The sequence below is a fragment of the Pseudomonas sp. AC242 genome (assembly GCF_979258655.1).
Map to the genome: position 1 here is coordinate 3,419,882 of NZ_OZ409873.1, position 18,348 is coordinate 3,438,229.

Here is an 18,348-nt window from a genome sequence, read left to right on the forward strand (position 1 = left end):
GTGGCTCCATTTTGATCAATAGCGGTGACGGATTGTATACAAAAACAACCTTCACTATTCGATCAATGTGGGAGCTGGCTTGCCAGCGATGAGGCCAGGTCAGGCAACACTGCTTTGCTTGACCCACCGCTATCGCTGGCAAGCCAGCTCCCACAGGGTTTTGTGGTGAATTGATCATCACCGCCCAAACAGAACTCACTGCACCGGCAAGAAATTCAGGAACAGCAAACTCTGCGCGTAGTTAAGGCCGATCCGCCGGTAACGCTCATCAAGCATCTGCGTGATCAGATCCAGTCGCGCAACGATTTTGCCGAACTCGGTGGCGAAGCTCAGGTTGCTGCCCTCCTCCGAGATCTCATTGGAAAACAGCAGCGGCTGACCTTCCTTGTTCTGCCGCTGGGACAAGATCCACGTGGCTTTTTCGATATTGCGTGCGGCGTTGTGAACGAACGTCGGGTTGATCGCGTCCGTCATATAGAACTCGGTGCGATTGCCATGGGCGGTGACCAGCATGCTGCCGATGGCATAGATGAACGCGCCGACGCGGTCACCGAGAAACTCCGGGCTCATCGCATAGCTCAGCGCCGCCAGATCCTTTCGACCACCCAACACCGGCAGCGGCTGTTGCTGCTCTACGGCCATCCGCACCTGCTTCACAGCGGCATGGATGTTGAGAAAGCCTGACTTGCGCAGCTCGTCCGGGTTGCGCAGGTACAGCTTGGCTTGCAAGCGATAGAGGCTGCTGAGGTTGTCGCGCATCGCCAGCGTGGCCATGCGGTCGACGCTGGTCTGCAGGAACTCCTGCGGCTTCCCTTCACGCATCTGATTGAAGAAGCCGTTGCCGTCCTGATGACTGCAACCGCTGAACAGCAGCGACGACAAACACGCCAGCAACAGGCTCGGGCGGCGGAAAAAAGCAGCGATCAGGGCAAAAACTCTCGGCATGAAATCTCGAACAGGCACATTCCTGTGCGGCGGGAGTCACCGCATCCTGGCCATGGATAGAGCCGCTGATTGCGAAAAAGTGCAGTGGTGCGCACGACCAGCCGACCTTCGGCAATGCCTGCCCAACCAATTAGTCTGTCTTTATTGTTGAAATAAACGATTAATCAACTATAAATCTTGATTGCAAATACAAATAGCATGACTAGTTACGCTGTAGGAGCTGCCGCAGGCTGCGATCTTTTGACCTTGCCTTTGAAAACCAAAATCAAAAGATCGCAGCCTGCGGCAGCTCCTACACGGCATCGGCGCCATTTTGAAAACAACAACAAAAAGGAAGGTCAACCATGCTTCAATCCCGTCACCTGCTCTCCGGCCTCGGACTGTCCCTGATGATCGCCACCCTCTCCGCCAACGCGGCCGGCCTCAGCGCCGAACACAAAGCCTTCGGCAAAACCAATGACGGCACGCCCGTCGAGCAATACATCCTGCGCAACAGCCACGGCATGCAAGCCACCGTCATCACCTACGGCGCGACCCTGCAATCGCTGAAAGTCGCCGACAAGCACGGCAAGTTCGACGACGTCGTACTCGGCTTCGACGATGTGCAGGGCTATCAGAAAGGCACCGCTTACTTCGGCGCAACCATCGGCCGCTTCGGCAATCGCCTCGCCGAAGGCGCGTTCGAACTCGACGGCAAGCGCTATCAAGTGCCGCAGAACGACAAGACCAACGCGCTGCACGGCGGCACATCGGGCTTCGACAAGAAAGTCTGGAAGGCCCAGGAAACTAAGGACAAGGATTCGGTCGGCGTGACCCTGACCTATCTCTCGGCCGACGGTGAAATGGGCTTCCCCGGCAACCTCACCACCGAAGTGACCTATCGCCTCACCGACAACAACGAACTGCGCATCGACTACAAGGCCAGCACCGACAAACCGACGGTGCTCAACCTGACCAACCACAGCTACTTCAACCTCGCCGGCGCCGGCAATGGCGACATTCTCAAACAGGTCGCCACCCTGCACGCCAGCCATTACACCCCGGTCACCGCCAAACTGATCCCGACCGGCGAACTGGCACCCGTGGCCGGCACGCCGATGGACTTCAGCAAACCGACCGCAATCGGCACGCACATCAAGGCTGATCATCCGCAGCTGAAATTCGCTGAGCCGAAACAAGGTGGCTTCGACTTCAACTGGGCGCTGGATACCAAGGGTGATATCGGCAAAGTTGCGACTGAGGTGAGTGATCCGCAGTCCGGTCGCGTGCTGCAGTTGTTCACCACGGAGCCGGGTGTGCAGTTCTATACCAGCAACTTCCTCGACGGCACCGTCAAGGGCAAGGGTGGCAAGGTGTATCCGCACTGGGGCGCGTTTACTCTGGAGACTCAGCATTATCCGGATTCACCGAATCAGCCGGACTTCCCGAGTACACGGCTTGATCCGGGGCAGACCTACAGCCACAGCGTGGTGCTGAAGTTCTCCGCAAAATAACCTGCCCGTTGCACCTGATCGTTCCCACGCGCAGCAAAGGCATGCAGCCCGGGATGCTCCGCGTCCCTTGAGGCATTCCTTTGCTGCGCGAGGGAACGATCAACCATCAAGGGATTAAAGACCCACACGCTCCAATCCCTGACGCATGCCTTGATCCGCCTGCTCGCACCACTGCTTCAGCGTCAGACTCGGCGGCAGATTGGCCTCCAGGGTTTTGTATTGACCATCGTCCAATACTTCACCCTTGCGACCATGGGCCTCGTTCTTATCGCCGTCGCTCTTGTCCATCTGCCCTGGAATACCAGCAACAAACGCCACCATTTTATTGGCGTTCGTAGCGCTTTCAGCTTTCAGGAAACCTTTGTCAACGCAATGGTTAATCAGACCGGACATGTTGCGCCCAGTGTCGTACATCCCTTTCAACGTAGCGGCGTCCGGTCCTTCTGCGTGAGCAACATTGACGGTGCCGAGAGCGGCGGTCAGTGCGAGGATCAAAGCGGTGTTCTTCATGTTTATTCCTTTAATGGATGAAGCCAGGTTGTTTACTTGCAGTATTCCTGAGGGCGAACGAAGAGCTCACCCTCGCGGATTCAACTGACCACCGCTCCTTTCGGGCCACTGGCAATCAGCGCGGCCCCGCAGGCGGTTTTCATGCCGTCCAGCGCGATGGGCGTTCCATCGACGGTGTAAGTGCTGCTGCCTTCGGCAATTGGAAAAATGCCTTTGCACAGAGGACAACTGACTTTGTGGCCAACCCCTGCGATGGGCTTGCCGTTGAGGTCAGTCTGGGAAAAGGCTTCGAGGACTTTGCCACCGTGAGTGGTGGAGTAGCCCAAGCGAATGGCGTCTTTCATGTTGTCATTCCTTCGACTACGAGGGTTGACTGCAGCCTCGATCAATTTCGCGTCTTTCGACCACCAATGGCAGAGAGTTTTATCAGAGGCAGGTTGCGTTTAATCAACCTTCAAAAACGTGGCCTGCCCCTGATATATTTCATAAATTTTTAGAGATTAAAAAGTGGCTATTCGGCTGCAATTTGACCGAGAGTCAACCTACACGCGGAAGGCCTCATTTAAGCCAACCTCTTCATCCTCGTCCCCATCTTCAAGACACCTGAAATTTCTTCCATTGAGTGCTTTTTTAAGTAGGGCGTACAGTTCTGCTGATTGGAAATTCACTTGGAGCCACAGGGATTCATCATCCCCATAAATGAGACGAGTATCGTAAGCCCCACTGCTATTCAACGAGTGATCCTTCAAATAAAGATCACCGTCGCCCGAGCGAACACAAGCACTACTAGCTTTAACAATGTCGATGACATGCTGAGCTGTAGAGTTGTCGTCAAACACCAATTTGTATTCATAACTCATGATCCGTGTGGTCTCCCTCGGACAGCTGGTAAATCGGCAGGATTACGAATGCCAATGTGAGTTTTATTAGGATCGGTGGAAACTTTACCCTCATCATCCAGTTGATGATTGGACGGATCCTGTTTATGGATGTGTGCATTGTTGCCAGATTTGTGAGGGCAGGCATTCAAGTTTCCGTACTTGTGAACCCTGACCTCTGAACCGTCTGCATGCTTCCAGGTTTCGTTAACCCCATTGTCTTTGGTTTTCGAAAATCCGGCGCTGTTCAACGTTCTACCGGCGCGAGGAATACTCGTACCTTTCATCCGAGGTAGATCAGAAGAGGCGGAAAGGCCAAGTGGATCAATCCACTCCAGCGGGTTAGGTACGTAATGATAAAGGTTCAGTCCACCAGCCAGCCCAATCGGGTCCTGTGAAATGAAACGCCCTACCTCAGAATCGTAGTATCGGTAGCGATTGTAATGCAGCCCCGTCTCATGATCGTGATACTGCCCCTGGAACCGTATCGGGTTCATCACGCCATGCTGCTGCGCCTACTCCGAACGCTGCTCCGTCACCTGTCCCCACGCCTTGTACTGCGCGGTCCAGGCCATGTTGCCGTGCGAGTCCGTCAATTCCTGCGGCGTGCCGAGGTGATCACACTGATACCAGGCCAACGCATCAAACGGTAAAGCCGTTGCCTTGTGATTCCACACCGGGTCTTCATCGAGGCTGTATTCACCGCTGTAATCCGGCAGCCCAATCAGATCGATTGGCGCGTGCCGTACAGCCTGTGCCACAGGGACAAAAGTGCCCGGTTCGAAGACGTAGTGCACCGTGCGACCCGGTTCACCATCGCTTTGCGCTGGGCTGCTTTCCCAGGCGAGGTTGTCGCCATCCCAGCCGTACAAGGTGAAGCCGCAGCCGAGTTCGCGTTGTTTGCGCGCGTGCTCGTTTCTGTTCCAGAGGGAACCTGCTTCAGGACGTTGTTTGTAATGCGCGCGGGATTTTTTGTGCAGGCGTCGTCCCAGTGCGTCGTAGGCGAAATCCACGCTCAGGCGCGGGTCCTCGAAATGCACCAATCGATCAAACAGATCCCAACGCAGGTCGCTCCGTTGGCCGTTGTGCCAGCGCTGGATCTGGTTGCCGCGTTCGTCGTACTCGAAGTGGGTGCCGGCGTATTCGCGCAGCAGGTTATCGACCAGTTTGCTGCGTGGTGGGGTCAGGTCCAGTGGGCGGCGAATTTCTGTCGCTTTGTCGTCGAGCAGGTTGCCGGCCGGGTCGAAGGCGAAGGTTTCCACGCCTTGACGTGTGGTGGCGCTGAGCAGTCGGCCGACCGGATCGTAGCGATAGGCGAGCGGCCCGCGGCGGCTGTCGTTGATGTCGGTCAGTTGGCCGGCGGCGTCGTAGCTGTACTCGCGTTTGAGCAGGGTGGATTTGTCGTCGCTGCGTCCCAGCAACTGTTCCTGCAAGCGGCCGGCCGGGTCCCAGCTTTGGGTTTGCAGCAGGTGGTTGCCTTGATGGCGGGCGACTTCGCGGTGCAGGTCGTCACGCTCGTAGCCGATCAGTTCGTGTTCATCGAGGCGCAGGCCCAGCAGGTGGCCGCTGCCGTAAGTCAGCCAGCTGACGCGGTGGCCGTCGGGGCGAACGGTGGCGACTCGTTGGTTGAGCACGTCGTACTCGTGCTGCCAGATCGCGACGGTGGGCTTTTCCAGGCCGAGATAATGCTGGTGCTCGCGCAGCAGATTGCCGGCCGGGTCATGGAACCATTGCAGGCGGCTGTCGGCGTTGTCGGCCAGCACCAGATTGCCGTTGCCATCGTAGGCAAAGGTTTCGCTTTGCGACTGGTCGCCCAGAGTGGCGCGACGCTCGGTCAAGCGGCCCATCGGGTCGAAGCTCAAAGAGATGACGCGTTGGCCATTGATCGATTGCGCGAGGCGGCCGGTGAGTGGGTCGTACTGATAGCGCGTGCTGCGGCCGTCGAAACCGCGTTCCTCGAGCAGACGACCGACCGGGTCGTAGTGGAAGTGCGCGCGTTGTTCGTTTTCGTTTTCCAAAGCCGTTAACCGTCCGAGACGGTCCCAGCGATAGCGCAGGGTTTGTTCGGCTGCGTCGATGCGTTCGGCGATCAAACCGGCGGCGCTGTAGCTCCACGTGGTGCAACGATCAAGTCCATCAACGTGCGCCAACAACCGACCTTCGGCGTCTCGCTCGAAACGCTCTTCGGTCTTGTCCGGGTGCTTGATCAGCACCGGTTGGCCGGCCTTGTATTGGTATTCGGTGGCGTTGCCGGCAGCGTCGGTGAAGCAGATCATCTGCCCCAGTTCGTTGTATTCCCACGCGCTGGTCTTGCCCGAGCAATCGACGTACTCGACCAGTTGCCCGGCGTCGTTGTAGTCGAGGTTTTTTTCGTTGCCGTTGGCGTCCTTGATCGCGGTGGGCTGGCCGGATTTGTTGTAGGCGTATTCGGTTTTGTTGCCCAGCGGATCGAGCGCTTCAACCAGATTACCTTGATCGTCATAGGCGCGCTGCCACTGACCGCCCTCGGCATCGCTGATCTTGATCAGCAGGTCCTGATCATCGTAGGCGTAATGCATCACCGTGTGGTCGGCGCGGATGTGTTCGAGCAAGTTGCTGCGTTCATCGTAGCTGTAGCGATCGGTGCTGCCGTCGGCATTGACGCGGCGCACGATGTTCTTGGCCTCGTCGCGGAAGAACCATTCCGAACGCTCATCGGCGTAACGGATGCGGTAGGTGTAGCCAAGGATGTCGTAGTAGTGCCAAGTCTCGTTGCCGAGCGCGTCGGTGACGTAGGTCAGACGAATGTTCTCGTCCCACTCCAGGCGCGTGTCGAAGCTACCGTCATCGGCCCATTCGCGCACGGCTTTGGCCTTGGCGCTTGAACCGTTCCACTGCAGGTTCATGCCGCGCCCGGTGCGGTCGGTGTAGCGGGTGATCAGGTGGTGCTGGAACTGATACGCCCAGACGGCGCCGTTCTCGTCCTGCGCCTGAATCAGGTCGCCACAGGTGTCGTACTGATAGGCGCAGAGCTGGCGCAGCGGTTCGCCGTCAACGATCTGCCAGAGGCCGATAAACCGGCCGTGCTCGTCGAGCATCGTGCCGAGGTGCAAATGGACTTTGGTGAAGTCGTTTTCCTGATAGGTGATCAGGTCGGAGAGCAGGGAGTCTTCGCCGTGACGATGCTCGTAATGCAGCATCACTCCGGCGCCGTTGCGCAGCGAAATGTTACTCAGCACAAAGCGCTGGCCACGGCGGACGTAGGTTTCTTTGCGTTCGAAACCACGGCACAGCAACAGCTGATCTTCGCTGTTGCGGACCAGAGTGATGTTTTCGATGGCGTCGTAGTGGAACAGGCCGACTTTAGGCAACGGATAGCTGTGGTCGCGGCCGCCGGCGCTGTAGAACGTCAGGCCATCGTCCACGCAGTCGAAACGCGTGGTGAATTCGCTGATCCAGCGAGCGCCGAGTTCGCTCTGATCGTAGGCATCGAGGCGCGAGTTGTAGGTGCGCGTCCATTCGATCGGGAAGGGGCCGGGCAGGCTGAAATCGGTATGACTGAGGCTTTCAGAGCCTATGGCGAAATTGATACTGCGCCCCGTGCTGGCGCAGGCGCAGTTTTTTTTCGGCTCGGGTGCGTGAGTCGCCGAAGCCTGTTGGCCGTTAGAGGCCAACTGCCCCTCGGATGCCGTACGCTTCGCCTGACCGGTCTTGTCCGGGTGGACCGCGGCGTTCTGCCCATGGGCATTGCGCTTGCGCCACAAGGTCACGGCACTGGAGAGGATCAGCAGCAACCAGCCGATCGAGTTCTGCACCGACTCATCGTCGAGCTTGCTCAACTGCGTACGCAGCTCCGGGCCCATGGCGCGCAGTTTTTTGGTTTCGTCAGAAACGGTTTTTTTGAAGTCATCGGGGACAAGGTTTTGCGCCACGCTGTTGGCCAGGCCTTTGCCCGCCGACTTCAGGGCGCTGTTGGCAGCCCCAAAAACATTGCTGAATGACGCCAGCGGATCATTCTTGAATTGATCGGCTGCGGCGCTCGCCTGGGCGCTGGCTGCATTCAGATCACCTTTGGCATCCAGATTGCCGAACGCCACCGCTTCGATGCCTATTGCAATCTGATCAATGATTTCTTCGCCGAGCTTGCCAGCGTCCGCCAAAATGCCCGGTAACTTGCCTTTGGCTTGCTCAACAAAATCATCCAGCGTGCCGATAATCGAGGCGTTCAGGTGGCCGACCAGCACCTCGATCACGGAAGTGCTGAGCAACACCTTGCTGCTGGCCCTCATTTCCTGACGCACCAGAAACAGCGTCGGGCGCAGGGTCATCCGCGCCGCGGCCATCGACGGCGGCAACGGCAAGACGCCGATCAGGTTGATGCCAAGACTGGCCCAAGCGAGCAAGTCGCGTTGCTTGGCGTTCGACAGGGTGACGATGTCACCCAGCGCATCGACTAGCGCCATGATGTTGCCCACCACCGGCAGGAAGCCGGCGTAGTTCTTGATTCGATCAAGCGTGACCACGCCATCCGTAGCCGATTGCAGCCAGGCGTCGAAGGTTGCCGCACCGCTGGCGACATCCTGAATGTCGATGGCATTCAGGGGAACGATGGCAACTTGAGGTTCACGTTTTACAGCAGCTACTTCAGTGGTCATGACAGCATCTCACCCGCCAACAGGCCCGGGGTTTTCAAGGAAGGTTTTGGCAGACTCGGTGCAGGCAGGCTCGGCAAGTTGCCCGCCTTGCTCGCCGCCCCTAGAATCCCGGACGCACTCGGCAACGCCGCACTCGCCAGCTTCGGCAACCCGGCCACCCCGCCCTGCGCCAAGCCTTTCACCTGCTGCGCCGTTTGCATCGCACCTTGCGCGGTCTGCATCGCACTCATCCCTGTTTGCGCCATGTCCTTACCCTTCTCCAACATCTCCCAGCTCTTGCTCGGCAACACCTGCGCGACCATGGCTTGCACTTGGCTCGGCACGTCTTCGGCACCCGGTGGATTCAACGGCCACTCCGGTTTTCCGATGTAACTGCCATCGCTCCAGGTGTCCGCCGGATCCTTGCCGAACAGCACACGCGCAGGCCCCGGTGCAGCCCCGGCGACGCTGGCAAAACCCTTGCCGTCGAGCTTGCCCTTGATGCTTTTACCCAGCGCATCGATGACTTCGTAATCGCCTTCCTTGATGCCCTGACGCCCGGCGTACTGGTTGAACAATTCAAGGTTGCCCTTGCCGGGTTTCGGTGGTTCCGGGAACACCCCGGCGAGACTTTTCGCCCCGGTGTAGGCGAAGTTCGCTGCGTGCGCGGTGTACGGGCCGCTGGTGGCGTGGGTGATGCCGCCGGCGTTGTAGGTGGTGGCGCTGCCGCCGCCCTGGATCACCAGTTCGGTTTTCGCGGTGATGGTGATGCGGTCGGCATTGGCGGTGATGTTGAGTTTGGCCAGCAGGTTGATGCTGTCCTTAAGCGCACGCACGTCGATGTCGCCGGACGCCGCGACCAGCCGCCAGCCCATGCTCTGCACGAACAGGCGCATGCCGCGACTGGCGCTGGCCAGCAGGCGTTTGCCGATCGACAGGCTGGTGTGGCCGGTGCTGCTCAATGCCAAATGTTCGCCAGTGGCGATGTGGCTGGAGCGCGGCGTTGTCAGGGCGATGCCGGCCGGGCTGGCGAGAACCAGATGCGGTTCGGTGAATTCGGGGAATTCGTTGGCGGTGAGGTTGGCTGGACCGCTGCCGAGCACGCCTTGATGCTGGGCGTGCAAGGCCTTGGCCACGTCGTCCTGGTCGCCCGCCTCCTGGGCTTGCAACTCTTTGGCTTGAACAGCGAAGCCATCCTGCTGATCGCTGGCCGTGGCGAGACGCTCGGCGGTTTCCGGCAGGTCCTTGTGGTGCTTGGATTCGTTCGGCCGTGGCTCGGTAGTGATCAGCAGACCAGCGGCCGCACGCACCGCACCGTGGCGGTCGGTTCTTAACTCAAAACCTTCGCCACGCGGCTGGCCACCGCTAGGGCGCGGATGGGTCAGATAACCGAGGTTGATCGCACTCGCGCCGTGGTCGCTGCGCAGCGCGATGCTGATCTCGCTGGTGGTGTCGTCGATGCGTAATTCGTTGGCGCGACTGCCCTTGTATTCCTTGCTCTTGACCGTGGCCAGGGTCTTGAAGTCCGGCAGCTTGTACGGCGGCAGATTGGCGCCGTGGTACAGGCAACCGGTGATCAGCGGCTGATCGGGATCGCCTTCGAGGAAGGTGATCAGCACTTCCATGCCGACCCGCGGAATGTTGATAGAACCAAAGGTTTCCGCCGCCCAACTCGACGCGACGCGCATCCAGCAACTGGTCATGTCGTCGTGCTTGCCTTCGCGATCCCAGAAGAACTGCACCTTCACCCGGCCGTACTGGTCGCAGTAAATCTCTTCGCCCTCGGGGCCGCAGACCACCGCACTTTGCGTGCCGAGGACTTTCGGTTTCGGGTGATCGAGCGGCGGACGATACGGCACGTCCCACGGGATCGCGCTGAAGCGGTTGCGGTAGCCCTGGTGAAAATCGTCCTTGAGGTCGGTGGTGTCGCTGGTCACCGACTCTTCCAGCACCTGCGGTTGCTTGCCTTCGTGGAAGATTTCGGTGAGCAGCCAGAGGTCGTTCCACGTCGAGTTGGCGTGGTCGGTCAGGGCGAGGAAATGCCCGCTGACCAGGATTGGCTGATCGCTGTTGCCCTCGGCCAGACGATAGTCGCTGCGATGCCGTTCCAAGGCGCGATTGGCCAGGTGTTTGCCGCGCTCGCGGTCAACGAAACGGCCCGGGTAATCGTAGTCTTCGAGGTCTGGCTGAGCCGAACTCTTGGCATCGCTTTCCAGCTCGATCTTCGGTTTGACGAAGTCGTAATCGCGCCGCGTGGTGCGGCTGGTACGGGTGGCCAGACGCAGGCCGAAACGCTTGACCACCGGTTTGTCGGCGACCAGTCCGGAGTCCTGCTGATAGGCCACTGGCGCCAGTTTCGGGAACACCGTCTGGTCATCGCCGAAGGTCAGCTTGTGGCCGCTGGACGTGTGCTGGAAGTGGTAGTGAATGCCCTCCTCTTCGCACAGGCGCTGGATGAAATCCAGGTCCGATTCGTCGTACTGCACGCAGTAAATGCGCTCGGGGTAAATCGCGCTGAGCTGGAAGTGGTAATCGCTGGCAAGGATGCCGTGTTCTTCCAGCACCTGGCTGATGATCTGCTGCACGGTCATCTGCTGGAAGATGCGCTGGTTGACCCGGTGCGCGAGGTACGCCAGTTGCGGGCGCAGGGAGATCTTGTAACGAGTCAGGCGTTTGCCCGCCTCGCCCTGGGCGATGCTGTAGACCAGCCCGTGAATGCCGCTGCCGCTCGGCGACAACTGCAGAAACGCCAGTTTGTGCAGCACGCTTTCGAGGTTGATCGAAGCCTTTTCGCTGACCAGTTCCAGCTCGAATTCGAACGGCGTGTTGAGGGCCTCGCGACCGGTGAACGACAGCACCTGGAAATCGCTGTCGATGCCATCGACGGTCAGATTGAAATGAGGCTGGTTGGCCGGTGAGAACATCCCTTGTTCCTCGCGCAGTGCTGCGACGCGCAACAGCCCTCAAGGGGCTATTGGCAAAAAATTCTTTAGAAGTGAATCCGCCCCGACCAGTCATGCCGATCGGGGCGGTACAACCATCAGCCGTAATTAAACGACTGGAGCACGCCAGTCATCGGAACCCGAAGTACCGGAGACTTCGTGGGTCCAGGTGATTTTACGGTAGGTGAACTGCACTTCTTCCAGGTGGGTGAAGTGCGAGTTGCCTGGATCCTGGCAGTTGTGCATTTTGTTGTTGATGGCGACGATGATCGCGTCTTCCAGTTTGGTGGTGTAGTAGTGCTCTTGGGTGCCTTGAGCAGAAGTACGGAACCACTGGATAACGATTTCGCTCATGCGCTCGCCGGAGGTCAGAGCGGCTTGCAGCAGAGGCGAAGCTTTGTCGTAGACCTTGGTGATCACAACTGGCTTGTGAACGCGCTGACCGGTTGGCTGACCGGATTGTGGGTCACGCGGGATGATCACGTCGTGGCTGAAAGCCTGAACCATAACCTGGTCTTCGTGGCCTTCCTGGTAGGTGTTGCCAACGGAGTCAGCGGTGAATGCGCCGGCAGTGATCAGGCCTTGTTTTTCGCCGGTAACCGACATGTACGCTGGTGTTGCCATGGGATGCTCTCCTTGCTTGAAAGACATACCTCTCAGGCACCATTGCCTGAAAGGATGGCCATGCGCCATCAAACTTCGTGCCAGCTTTTATGCAGCCCATACGGATCAATGCCTTGAGCTCATCGACTGATTTTTTCCTGTGACTAAGCCAATGAAAAACAAAGGAAAGTGCGCAACTTTTTGCGCAGTGGTGTGCAAGAAGTTGCGCACTTGGCTGGAGGCCACGAGCTACGCGGCCTGTAGAGACTTATCCGGGTGAAAACAGGCGAGGCACTGCGCAACTTCTTGCGCACTTGTACGTGGATGGATAAAGAAGAGCGCCAGATCAAAAGATCGCAGCCTTCGGCAGCTCCTACATGGGAAACCGCTACCCATAAGGAAAGCGCTGCCGAAGGCCGCGATCTCTTTGCTTATTGAACCCCTGAGCTATCCTGCTGCCCACTAAAAGGTATCGACACATTCAGCAAGGAGGTTTGCATGCGTACCCTCGAATTGGCCGGCGTCCAGGTTCCGGTGATTGGCCAAGGCACCTGGCGCATGGGTGAAGATCGCTCGGCGCACAAGCGTGAAGTGGCGGCGCTGCGCACGGGTATCGAGCTGGGCATGACCCTGATCGACACGGCGGAAATGTACGCCGAGGGCGGTGCCGAAAGCTTGGTTGGCGAGGCCATCGCCGGCCTGCGCGATCAGGTGTTTCTGGTGAGCAAGGTCTACCCGCACAACGCCAGCCGCAAGGGCATCCCGCAAGCTTGCGAGCGCAGTTTGCGCCGGCTCGACACCGACTACATCGACCTCTATCTGTTGCACTGGCGCGGCCAGTATCCGCTGGAGGAAACCGTCGAGGCCTTCGAACGCCTGCGCGAGGATGGCAAGATCGGCCGTTGGGGTGTGTCGAATTTCGATGTTGACGATCTCGAAGAACTCTCAAGCTCGGCCTGCGCGACCAATCAGGTGCTTTACAACCTCGGGGAGCGCGGCATCGAGTTCGATCTGCTGCCGTGGTGCCAACACCAGCGCATGCCGCTGATGGCCTACTGTCCAATCGGCCAGGGCGGCGCGATGCTGGCTGAACCGCTGCTGAATGAGATTGCCGCTCGTCATGGTGTAACCCCGGCACAGGTTTCGCTGGCGTGGATTCTGCGTCAGGATGGTGTGATTGCGATTCCCAAGGCTGTGCGACCGGAGCACGTGCAACTCAATGCACAAGCCGCGCAACTGCAACTGGAGGCCGGGGATCTGGCGGCGCTGGACCAGGTTTTTAAAGCGCCACAACGCAAGCAGCGGCTGGCCATGGTCTGAGCCGCCGACTGGCGAGGGCTTCGCGATGAGAAGCACTGATCAGTACGACCCGTTCAACCTGCAACGCTTTGTCCAGGCCCAGGACCCGGTGTTCGAGCGCGTGCAACGCGAACTCGATGAGGGCCGCAAACGCAGCCACTGGATGTGGTTTGTCTTTCCGCAGTTCGCCGGCCTGGGCGGCAGTGAAATGTCCCGGCGCTACGCCATCGGTTCGGCCGAGGAAGCCCGGGCTTATCTGGCTCACGAACTGCTCGGCGCACGCCTGCGTACTTGCACGCAGCTAGTGCTAAAAGTGCAACAGCGCTCGATCGCGGAGATTTTCGGCCATCCCGATGACCTGAAATTTCATTCTTCGATGACGCTGTTCGCGCAGTTTTGCGCTGAAGACAGCGTGTTCAATCAGGCGCTGGAACGCTACTTCCACGGCATTCTCGATGAATGGACGCTGCAGTTGCTCGACTCAAAACAGGCCCAGTTGCCCCCCGATCAGGGTTGAGAAATCGTCGTCGACAAACGGCAGAATCGCGTCCGCCACCGGTTGCAGTTGCCGGGTGATGTAGTGGTCGTAGTCGATCGCGGCGCGGCGCACTTCCAGCGGTTCGGGACCTGCCAGGGTGATGACGTAGCTGATCCAGCCGCCATTCTGGTACTGCCGTGGGCGCCCGTGCTGGGCGTTGTAGTCGTCGGCCAGCCGCGCCGCACGCACGTGGGGCGGCACGTTGCGCTCGTAATCGTCGAGAGTGCGGCGCAGGCGCTTGCGGTAGACCAGCCGATCATCGAATTCGCCAGCGAGGGTTTTGCGCACGTAGTCGCGCACGTAATCCTGATAGGGCTTGCGCTGGAAGATCCGCTCGTAGAGTTCCTGCTGGAATTGCCGGGCCAGCAACGACCAGTCGGTGCGCACGGTTTCCAGGCCTTTGTAGACCATTTCATCGCTGCCGTCGGCGCGGGTGACGAGGCCGGCGTAGCGCTTCTTGCTGCCCTCCTCGGCACCGCGAATGGTCGGCATCAGAAAGCGTTTGTAGTGAATTTCGAATTGCAGTTCGAGGGCGCTTTCCAGGCCATATTCATCACGCACATGCGCGCGCCACCAGTCGTTGACGTGCTTGACCAGCGCATGACCGATGTTCGCCGCTTCTTCCTGTCCGTGCGGGCGACGCAGCCAGACAAACGTTGAATCGGTGTCGCCATAGATCACCGCGTGGCCCTGCTCTTCGATCAGCTTGCGCGTGCGCAGCATGATCTCGTGACCGCGCAGGGTGATCGATGAGGCCAGCCGCGTATCGAAGAAGCGGCAGCCGCTGGAGCCGAGCACGCCGTAGAAGGCGTTCATGATGATTTTCAGCGCTTGCGACAACGGTGCGTTGTGCTCGCGCTTGGCGGTCTCACGACCTTCGGCCACCCGCGAAACGATTGACGGCAGACAATGCCGGGTACGCGAGAACCGCGCACCTCGGAAGCCCGGCACGGAGTCGCTATCGTCCGGGTGTTGCAAGCCTTCGATCAGGCCGACCGGGTCGATCAGAAAGGTGCGAATGATCGATGGATAAAGGCTCTTGTAATCGAGCACCAGCACCGACTCATACAGGCCCGGTTGCGAGTCCATGACAAACCCGCCGGGGCTGGCCTGCGGCGGATTGGTGCCGAGATTCGGCGCGACAAAACCCTGTCGGTGCATCAACGGCATATACAAATGCGTGAACGCTGCTACCGAGCCACCGCTTCTGTCCGCCGGCAGTCCGGTGACACTGGCGCGCTCGAGCAGAAAGGTCAGCAACTCGGTCTTGGCGAAGATCCGAGTGACCAGTTCGCAGTCCTTGAGGTTGTACTTGGCCAGCGCCGGTTTGTCCTCGGCGAACATGCGGTTGATCTCGTCCATGCGCTGGTACGGGTTGTCGATCGACTTGCCTTCGCCGAGCAGAGTCTGGGCAACGTTTTCCAGACTGAACGACGGGAAGCTCCAGGTCGCTGAACGCAGGGACTCGATACCGTCGATGATCAGCCGCCCCGCTGCGGAGGCGAAGTAGTGATTGCGGCTGCCGTGTTCGCGCCATTGCATCTCTTCGCCGCCACGGCCGATCTTCAGCGGCACGCCGAGGCGTCGCGCGTGTTCGTGGAGGATGCGCAGATCGAACTGCACGACGTTCCAGCCGATGATCGCGTCGGGGTCGTGACGGGCGAACCAGTCGTTGAGTTTCTTCAGAATGACCGTGCGCGAGTCGCAGTATTCAAGATCAAAGTCGACGATGCTGGCGTCGCCGTTCGGCGCACCGAGCATGTACACCTGACGTTCGCCGCACCCTTCGAGGGCAATCGAATACAACTCGCCGGTTTCGGTGGTTTCGATGTCGAGCGAGACAAGGCGCAGCTTCGGTCGGTAATCGGGGTCAGGTTTGAGCTGGGCGTTGAGCAATACGCCGTCGGCATCGGACGTGCCACTGAACCGTACCGGTGCGGTGATGAAGCGCTCCATCAGATAGCGCTCCGGCGGGCGCACGTCGGCTTCGTAGACGTCGACCCCGTTGCGGTTGAGCGCGGTTTCCAGGCGCATCAACTGGCCGTGTTGCTGACAATACAGACCGAGCACCGGGCGATGTTCGAAATCCTGCAGGGCCAACGGGCGCAGTTCGACGTTCTTTTCGTCGTGCAGCAGACGTTCGGCAGCCTCGCGCTGCTCGGCAGGAACAAACGCCACCGACGGCTGATGCGGCAGGCGCACACGGCGCGGCCCGGCGTCGGTCGCCAGCCAGAACTCGACTTCGGTGCCGGCCGGCGTATCGCGCCAATGCCGGGTCAGGACGAAGCCCTGCGGTAAATCCACCACTGCAACCTCAGGAATTGAATCAGAAGGGCATTCTACGCGGCATTGCCTGGGATGACTCTGGCGATAAATCGCCGTCAGCCACGGAAAAAACCGGCAAATGACGTTTTTTGCGTGTTATCTGCCGCTTTGCCACCTTGCCCTGCGCGCTTGCGTCTACGATGCTTGGAGAACAACGACAACACCTGAGTAACCGCCATGAAGACCGTCGCCCAACTGCTCAAGCTCAAAGATCAGAAAAATCAGGAAGTGCACCAGATCAAACCTGATCACATGGTGCTCGAAGCGCTGATGAAGATGGCCGAGAAAAACGTCGGCGCCTTGCTGGTGGTCGAAGACGAAAAAGTGGTCGGCATCATCAGCGAACGGGACTATGCGCGCAAATTGGTACTGCATGGCCGCTCATCCGTGGGCACGCCGGTGCGCGACATCATGGTGGCGAACGTGATCACCGTCGACACCCACCAAACCGTCGACACCTGCCTGGGCATCATGTCGGACAAACGCCTGCGCCACTTGCCGGTGGTAGAGAACGGCAAGTTGATCGGCCTGCTGTCGATCGGTGACCTGGTCAAGGAAGCGATTGCCGAACAGGCGGAGTTGATCAAGCAGTTGGAGCAGTACATTCGCGGGGAATAACCCTCCTTTACCGAGATCGTTCCCACGCTCCGCGTGGGAACGATCATCGTCGGTCAGGACGGCCAATGCCGGGCAAACACCGGCGCCAGCACCGGGTGCCGGTCAATTCGCTGCAACCACGCATAAAACCCCGGCCGCGTCTGGCGCAAATGCTCGCGGCTGCCCGCCCAGCGCGTCACCACCGCCGCCAGCACATCCAGCGCCCCCGGCGTTTCGTCATCCAGATACAGCTCGGCAGAAAACTGGTCGGCAAATACCTCCCAACTCCAGTGCAAACGCTCGCGCGCGCCGGCCACCAGATTCTGTCGCGAGGCTTCGTCGGGCATCAGCAGCCAGCGCTCTGGATAATCGATGACGCCGATCGCTGCGTAGCAATTGCTGACGATGTAGACCAGACCGCGAATGGCCTGATCGCGATCATCCGCCTTGGCTGGCAGCAGGCCGGACTTGGGAAACGTCAGGCCCAGATGAATCAGGATCGCCGCACTCTCGGTGAGAGCGCTGCCGTCGGGCAGCTGCAAGGTCGGTATCTGCTTGAGTGGATTGAGCTGGGCCAGTGCCTCGGCGGCTTCGGTGCTGGCTTCGATATCAATGAAACGGTAAGCGATCTGGCACAGTTCCAGCGCCGCTTCGATGGCGGCTGCGCCTGAATTTCTGTGCCCGTAGAGCTGGTACATATCCAATCCCCCCGAAAAGACCATTGCCACAGGGTAGATGGCTGTAGCGTGGGTGTAGAAAAAATCTGCCTGTGTATCGGTTTTGGCACGGTTTTCCCATGCACTCGCGACTTGCGAATTCAAACCTCGCAAAACAGCGCTGGCGGTGCCCATCCCGCACCAAGAGCAATCATCGAACGCTATCCGCGTTCTTGTAAGGTGCGATACCGAACCAAAAGTTCGCGTATCCGAGCTGGCAACAAGGAGTTCACCGCGTGAATCTTCAAACGCTTTGCCGCATCACAGCCTCTTTGCATTTATCCGTTCGCCGCCGAGTTCATCCGAACAGTCCCGGCTACCTTCACTCTTACTTTATTACCTGACACCTCGACAGCGCACTGCGTTCGGCAATGAGTTATTGGCCGACGGCAGCGTGCTATTTATTTTTTAAATAAGACTCGGGCAGTTATTGCACAACCGCAGTGTGCATTGAACGACAGCAGGATTGTCGAACAATAACTTTCAGCGCCATTGCAAGTGCACCAAAACTGCTCCACGGACTTGCACTATTCAATACTTAAAACAGTGATTTCATTTAAACAACAACAAGGAACATACCCCGTGAGCCGCTAAAACATTGACCCGCACCAATTCAGTCCGCCGCGCACCAGCAAGTGCCCTGGCCGCCAGCTGCGTAGCCGCTCTATCCCGCCAACCCGCGTGATATGGCGCACAGCCTGACTCGCCTGTGAAAAAGCTCCCTCAACCGGAGTAACGGCAATCTGCGCGCCATGGAAAAACCACGACAAGGGTAAAACTTATATAAATGCGACATGGGTAACACTCATGAAATACGCACTCTACATTTCAGCAACATGTGGCACAGCGGTTGCTATGTGTAACAAGCATGAGACACCGACAGTGCGCT

The 18,348-nt window shown here is 58.9% G+C and carries 12 protein-coding genes and 1 pseudogene; 4 read left to right on the top strand and 9 right to left on the bottom strand.

All coding sequences use genetic code 11. The annotated features are described in order from the left end of the window. Positions 1 to 195: 195 nt before the first annotated feature. On the bottom strand, positions 196 to 945 hold the full coding sequence (locus ACZZ0A_RS15350; RefSeq protein ID WP_463543406.1) for a hypothetical protein: 750 nt from the start codon (positions 943 to 945) through the stop codon (positions 196 to 198). Positions 946 to 1,289: 344 nt separating this feature from the next. Here ACZZ0A_RS15350 and ACZZ0A_RS15355 point away from each other — a divergent pair, with 344 nt between their 5' ends. After that, positions 1,290 to 2,438, top strand: coding sequence for an aldose epimerase family protein (locus tag ACZZ0A_RS15355; RefSeq protein WP_007918676.1), 1,149 nt, complete (start codon positions 1,290 to 1,292; stop codon positions 2,436 to 2,438). 114 nt (positions 2,439 to 2,552) lie between these two features. On the opposite strand, the gene ACZZ0A_RS15360 is transcribed toward ACZZ0A_RS15355, so the two are convergent. From ACZZ0A_RS15360 to ACZZ0A_RS15385, 6 genes and pseudogenes are all read right to left on the bottom strand, one after another. Continuing rightward, a complete protein-coding gene (locus ACZZ0A_RS15360; RefSeq protein ID WP_007918678.1) occupies positions 2,553 to 2,948 on the bottom strand; it encodes a hypothetical protein in 396 nt (131 codons plus the stop codon). An 80-nt stretch (positions 2,949 to 3,028) separates the two neighbouring features. Then, the gene (locus ACZZ0A_RS15365) at positions 3,029 to 3,292 is read right to left on the bottom strand and encodes a PAAR domain-containing protein (protein ID WP_463543408.1); all 264 of its coding nucleotides are present in this window, start codon (positions 3,290 to 3,292) and stop codon (positions 3,029 to 3,031) included. Positions 3,293 to 3,490: 198 nt separating this feature from the next. Next, positions 3,491 to 3,808: a hypothetical protein gene (locus ACZZ0A_RS15370; protein ID WP_007918682.1), complete on the bottom strand. Its 318-nt coding sequence runs from the start codon at positions 3,806 to 3,808 to the stop codon at positions 3,491 to 3,493. A 325-nt stretch (positions 3,809 to 4,133) separates the two neighbouring features. Then, positions 4,134 to 8,460, bottom strand: a pseudogene (locus ACZZ0A_RS15375) (RHS repeat-associated core domain-containing protein); the annotation flags it as partial. Beyond that, a complete protein-coding gene (locus ACZZ0A_RS15380) occupies positions 8,457 to 11,363 on the bottom strand; it encodes a type VI secretion system Vgr family protein (protein ID WP_463543409.1) in 2,907 nt (968 codons plus the stop codon). The pseudogene ACZZ0A_RS15375 and the gene ACZZ0A_RS15380, both read right to left, overlap by 4 nt. Before the next feature lie 126 nt (positions 11,364 to 11,489). Next, positions 11,490 to 12,005: an Hcp family type VI secretion system effector gene (locus ACZZ0A_RS15385; RefSeq protein WP_007919523.1), complete on the bottom strand. Its 516-nt coding sequence runs from the start codon at positions 12,003 to 12,005 to the stop codon at positions 11,490 to 11,492. Positions 12,006 to 12,482: 477 nt separating this feature from the next. On the opposite strand from ACZZ0A_RS15385, the gene ACZZ0A_RS15390 reads away from it, so the two are divergent. Both ACZZ0A_RS15390 and ACZZ0A_RS15395 read left to right on the top strand, forming a co-directional pair. Continuing rightward, entirely contained in the window at positions 12,483 to 13,304 is an 822-nt protein-coding gene (locus ACZZ0A_RS15390; RefSeq protein ID WP_463543410.1) for an aldo/keto reductase, read from the top strand. 25 nt (positions 13,305 to 13,329) lie between these two features. Further along, entirely contained in the window at positions 13,330 to 13,800 is a 471-nt protein-coding gene (locus ACZZ0A_RS15395) for a DUF1810 domain-containing protein (protein ID WP_007918280.1), read from the top strand. Here the strand turns inward: ACZZ0A_RS15395 and ACZZ0A_RS15400 are convergent. Continuing rightward, positions 13,765 to 16,125 (bottom strand): DNA polymerase II, encoded by a 2,361-nt coding sequence (locus ACZZ0A_RS15400; protein WP_463543411.1) that lies wholly within the window; start codon positions 16,123 to 16,125, stop codon positions 13,765 to 13,767. The genes ACZZ0A_RS15395 and ACZZ0A_RS15400 overlap by 36 nt on opposite strands. A gap of 198 nt (positions 16,126 to 16,323) precedes the next feature. Here ACZZ0A_RS15400 and ACZZ0A_RS15405 point away from each other — a divergent pair, with 198 nt between their 5' ends. Then, a complete protein-coding gene (locus tag ACZZ0A_RS15405) occupies positions 16,324 to 16,764 on the top strand; it encodes a CBS domain-containing protein (RefSeq protein WP_007918278.1) in 441 nt (146 codons plus the stop codon). Between the two features lie 53 nt (positions 16,765 to 16,817). Here ACZZ0A_RS15405 and ACZZ0A_RS15410 read toward each other — a convergent pair whose 3' ends face one another. Beyond that, complete coding sequence (locus ACZZ0A_RS15410; RefSeq protein WP_007949951.1) at positions 16,818 to 17,441, bottom strand: glutathione S-transferase; 624 nt, start codon at positions 17,439 to 17,441, stop codon at positions 16,818 to 16,820. Between the last annotated feature and the right edge of the window lie 907 nt (positions 17,442 to 18,348).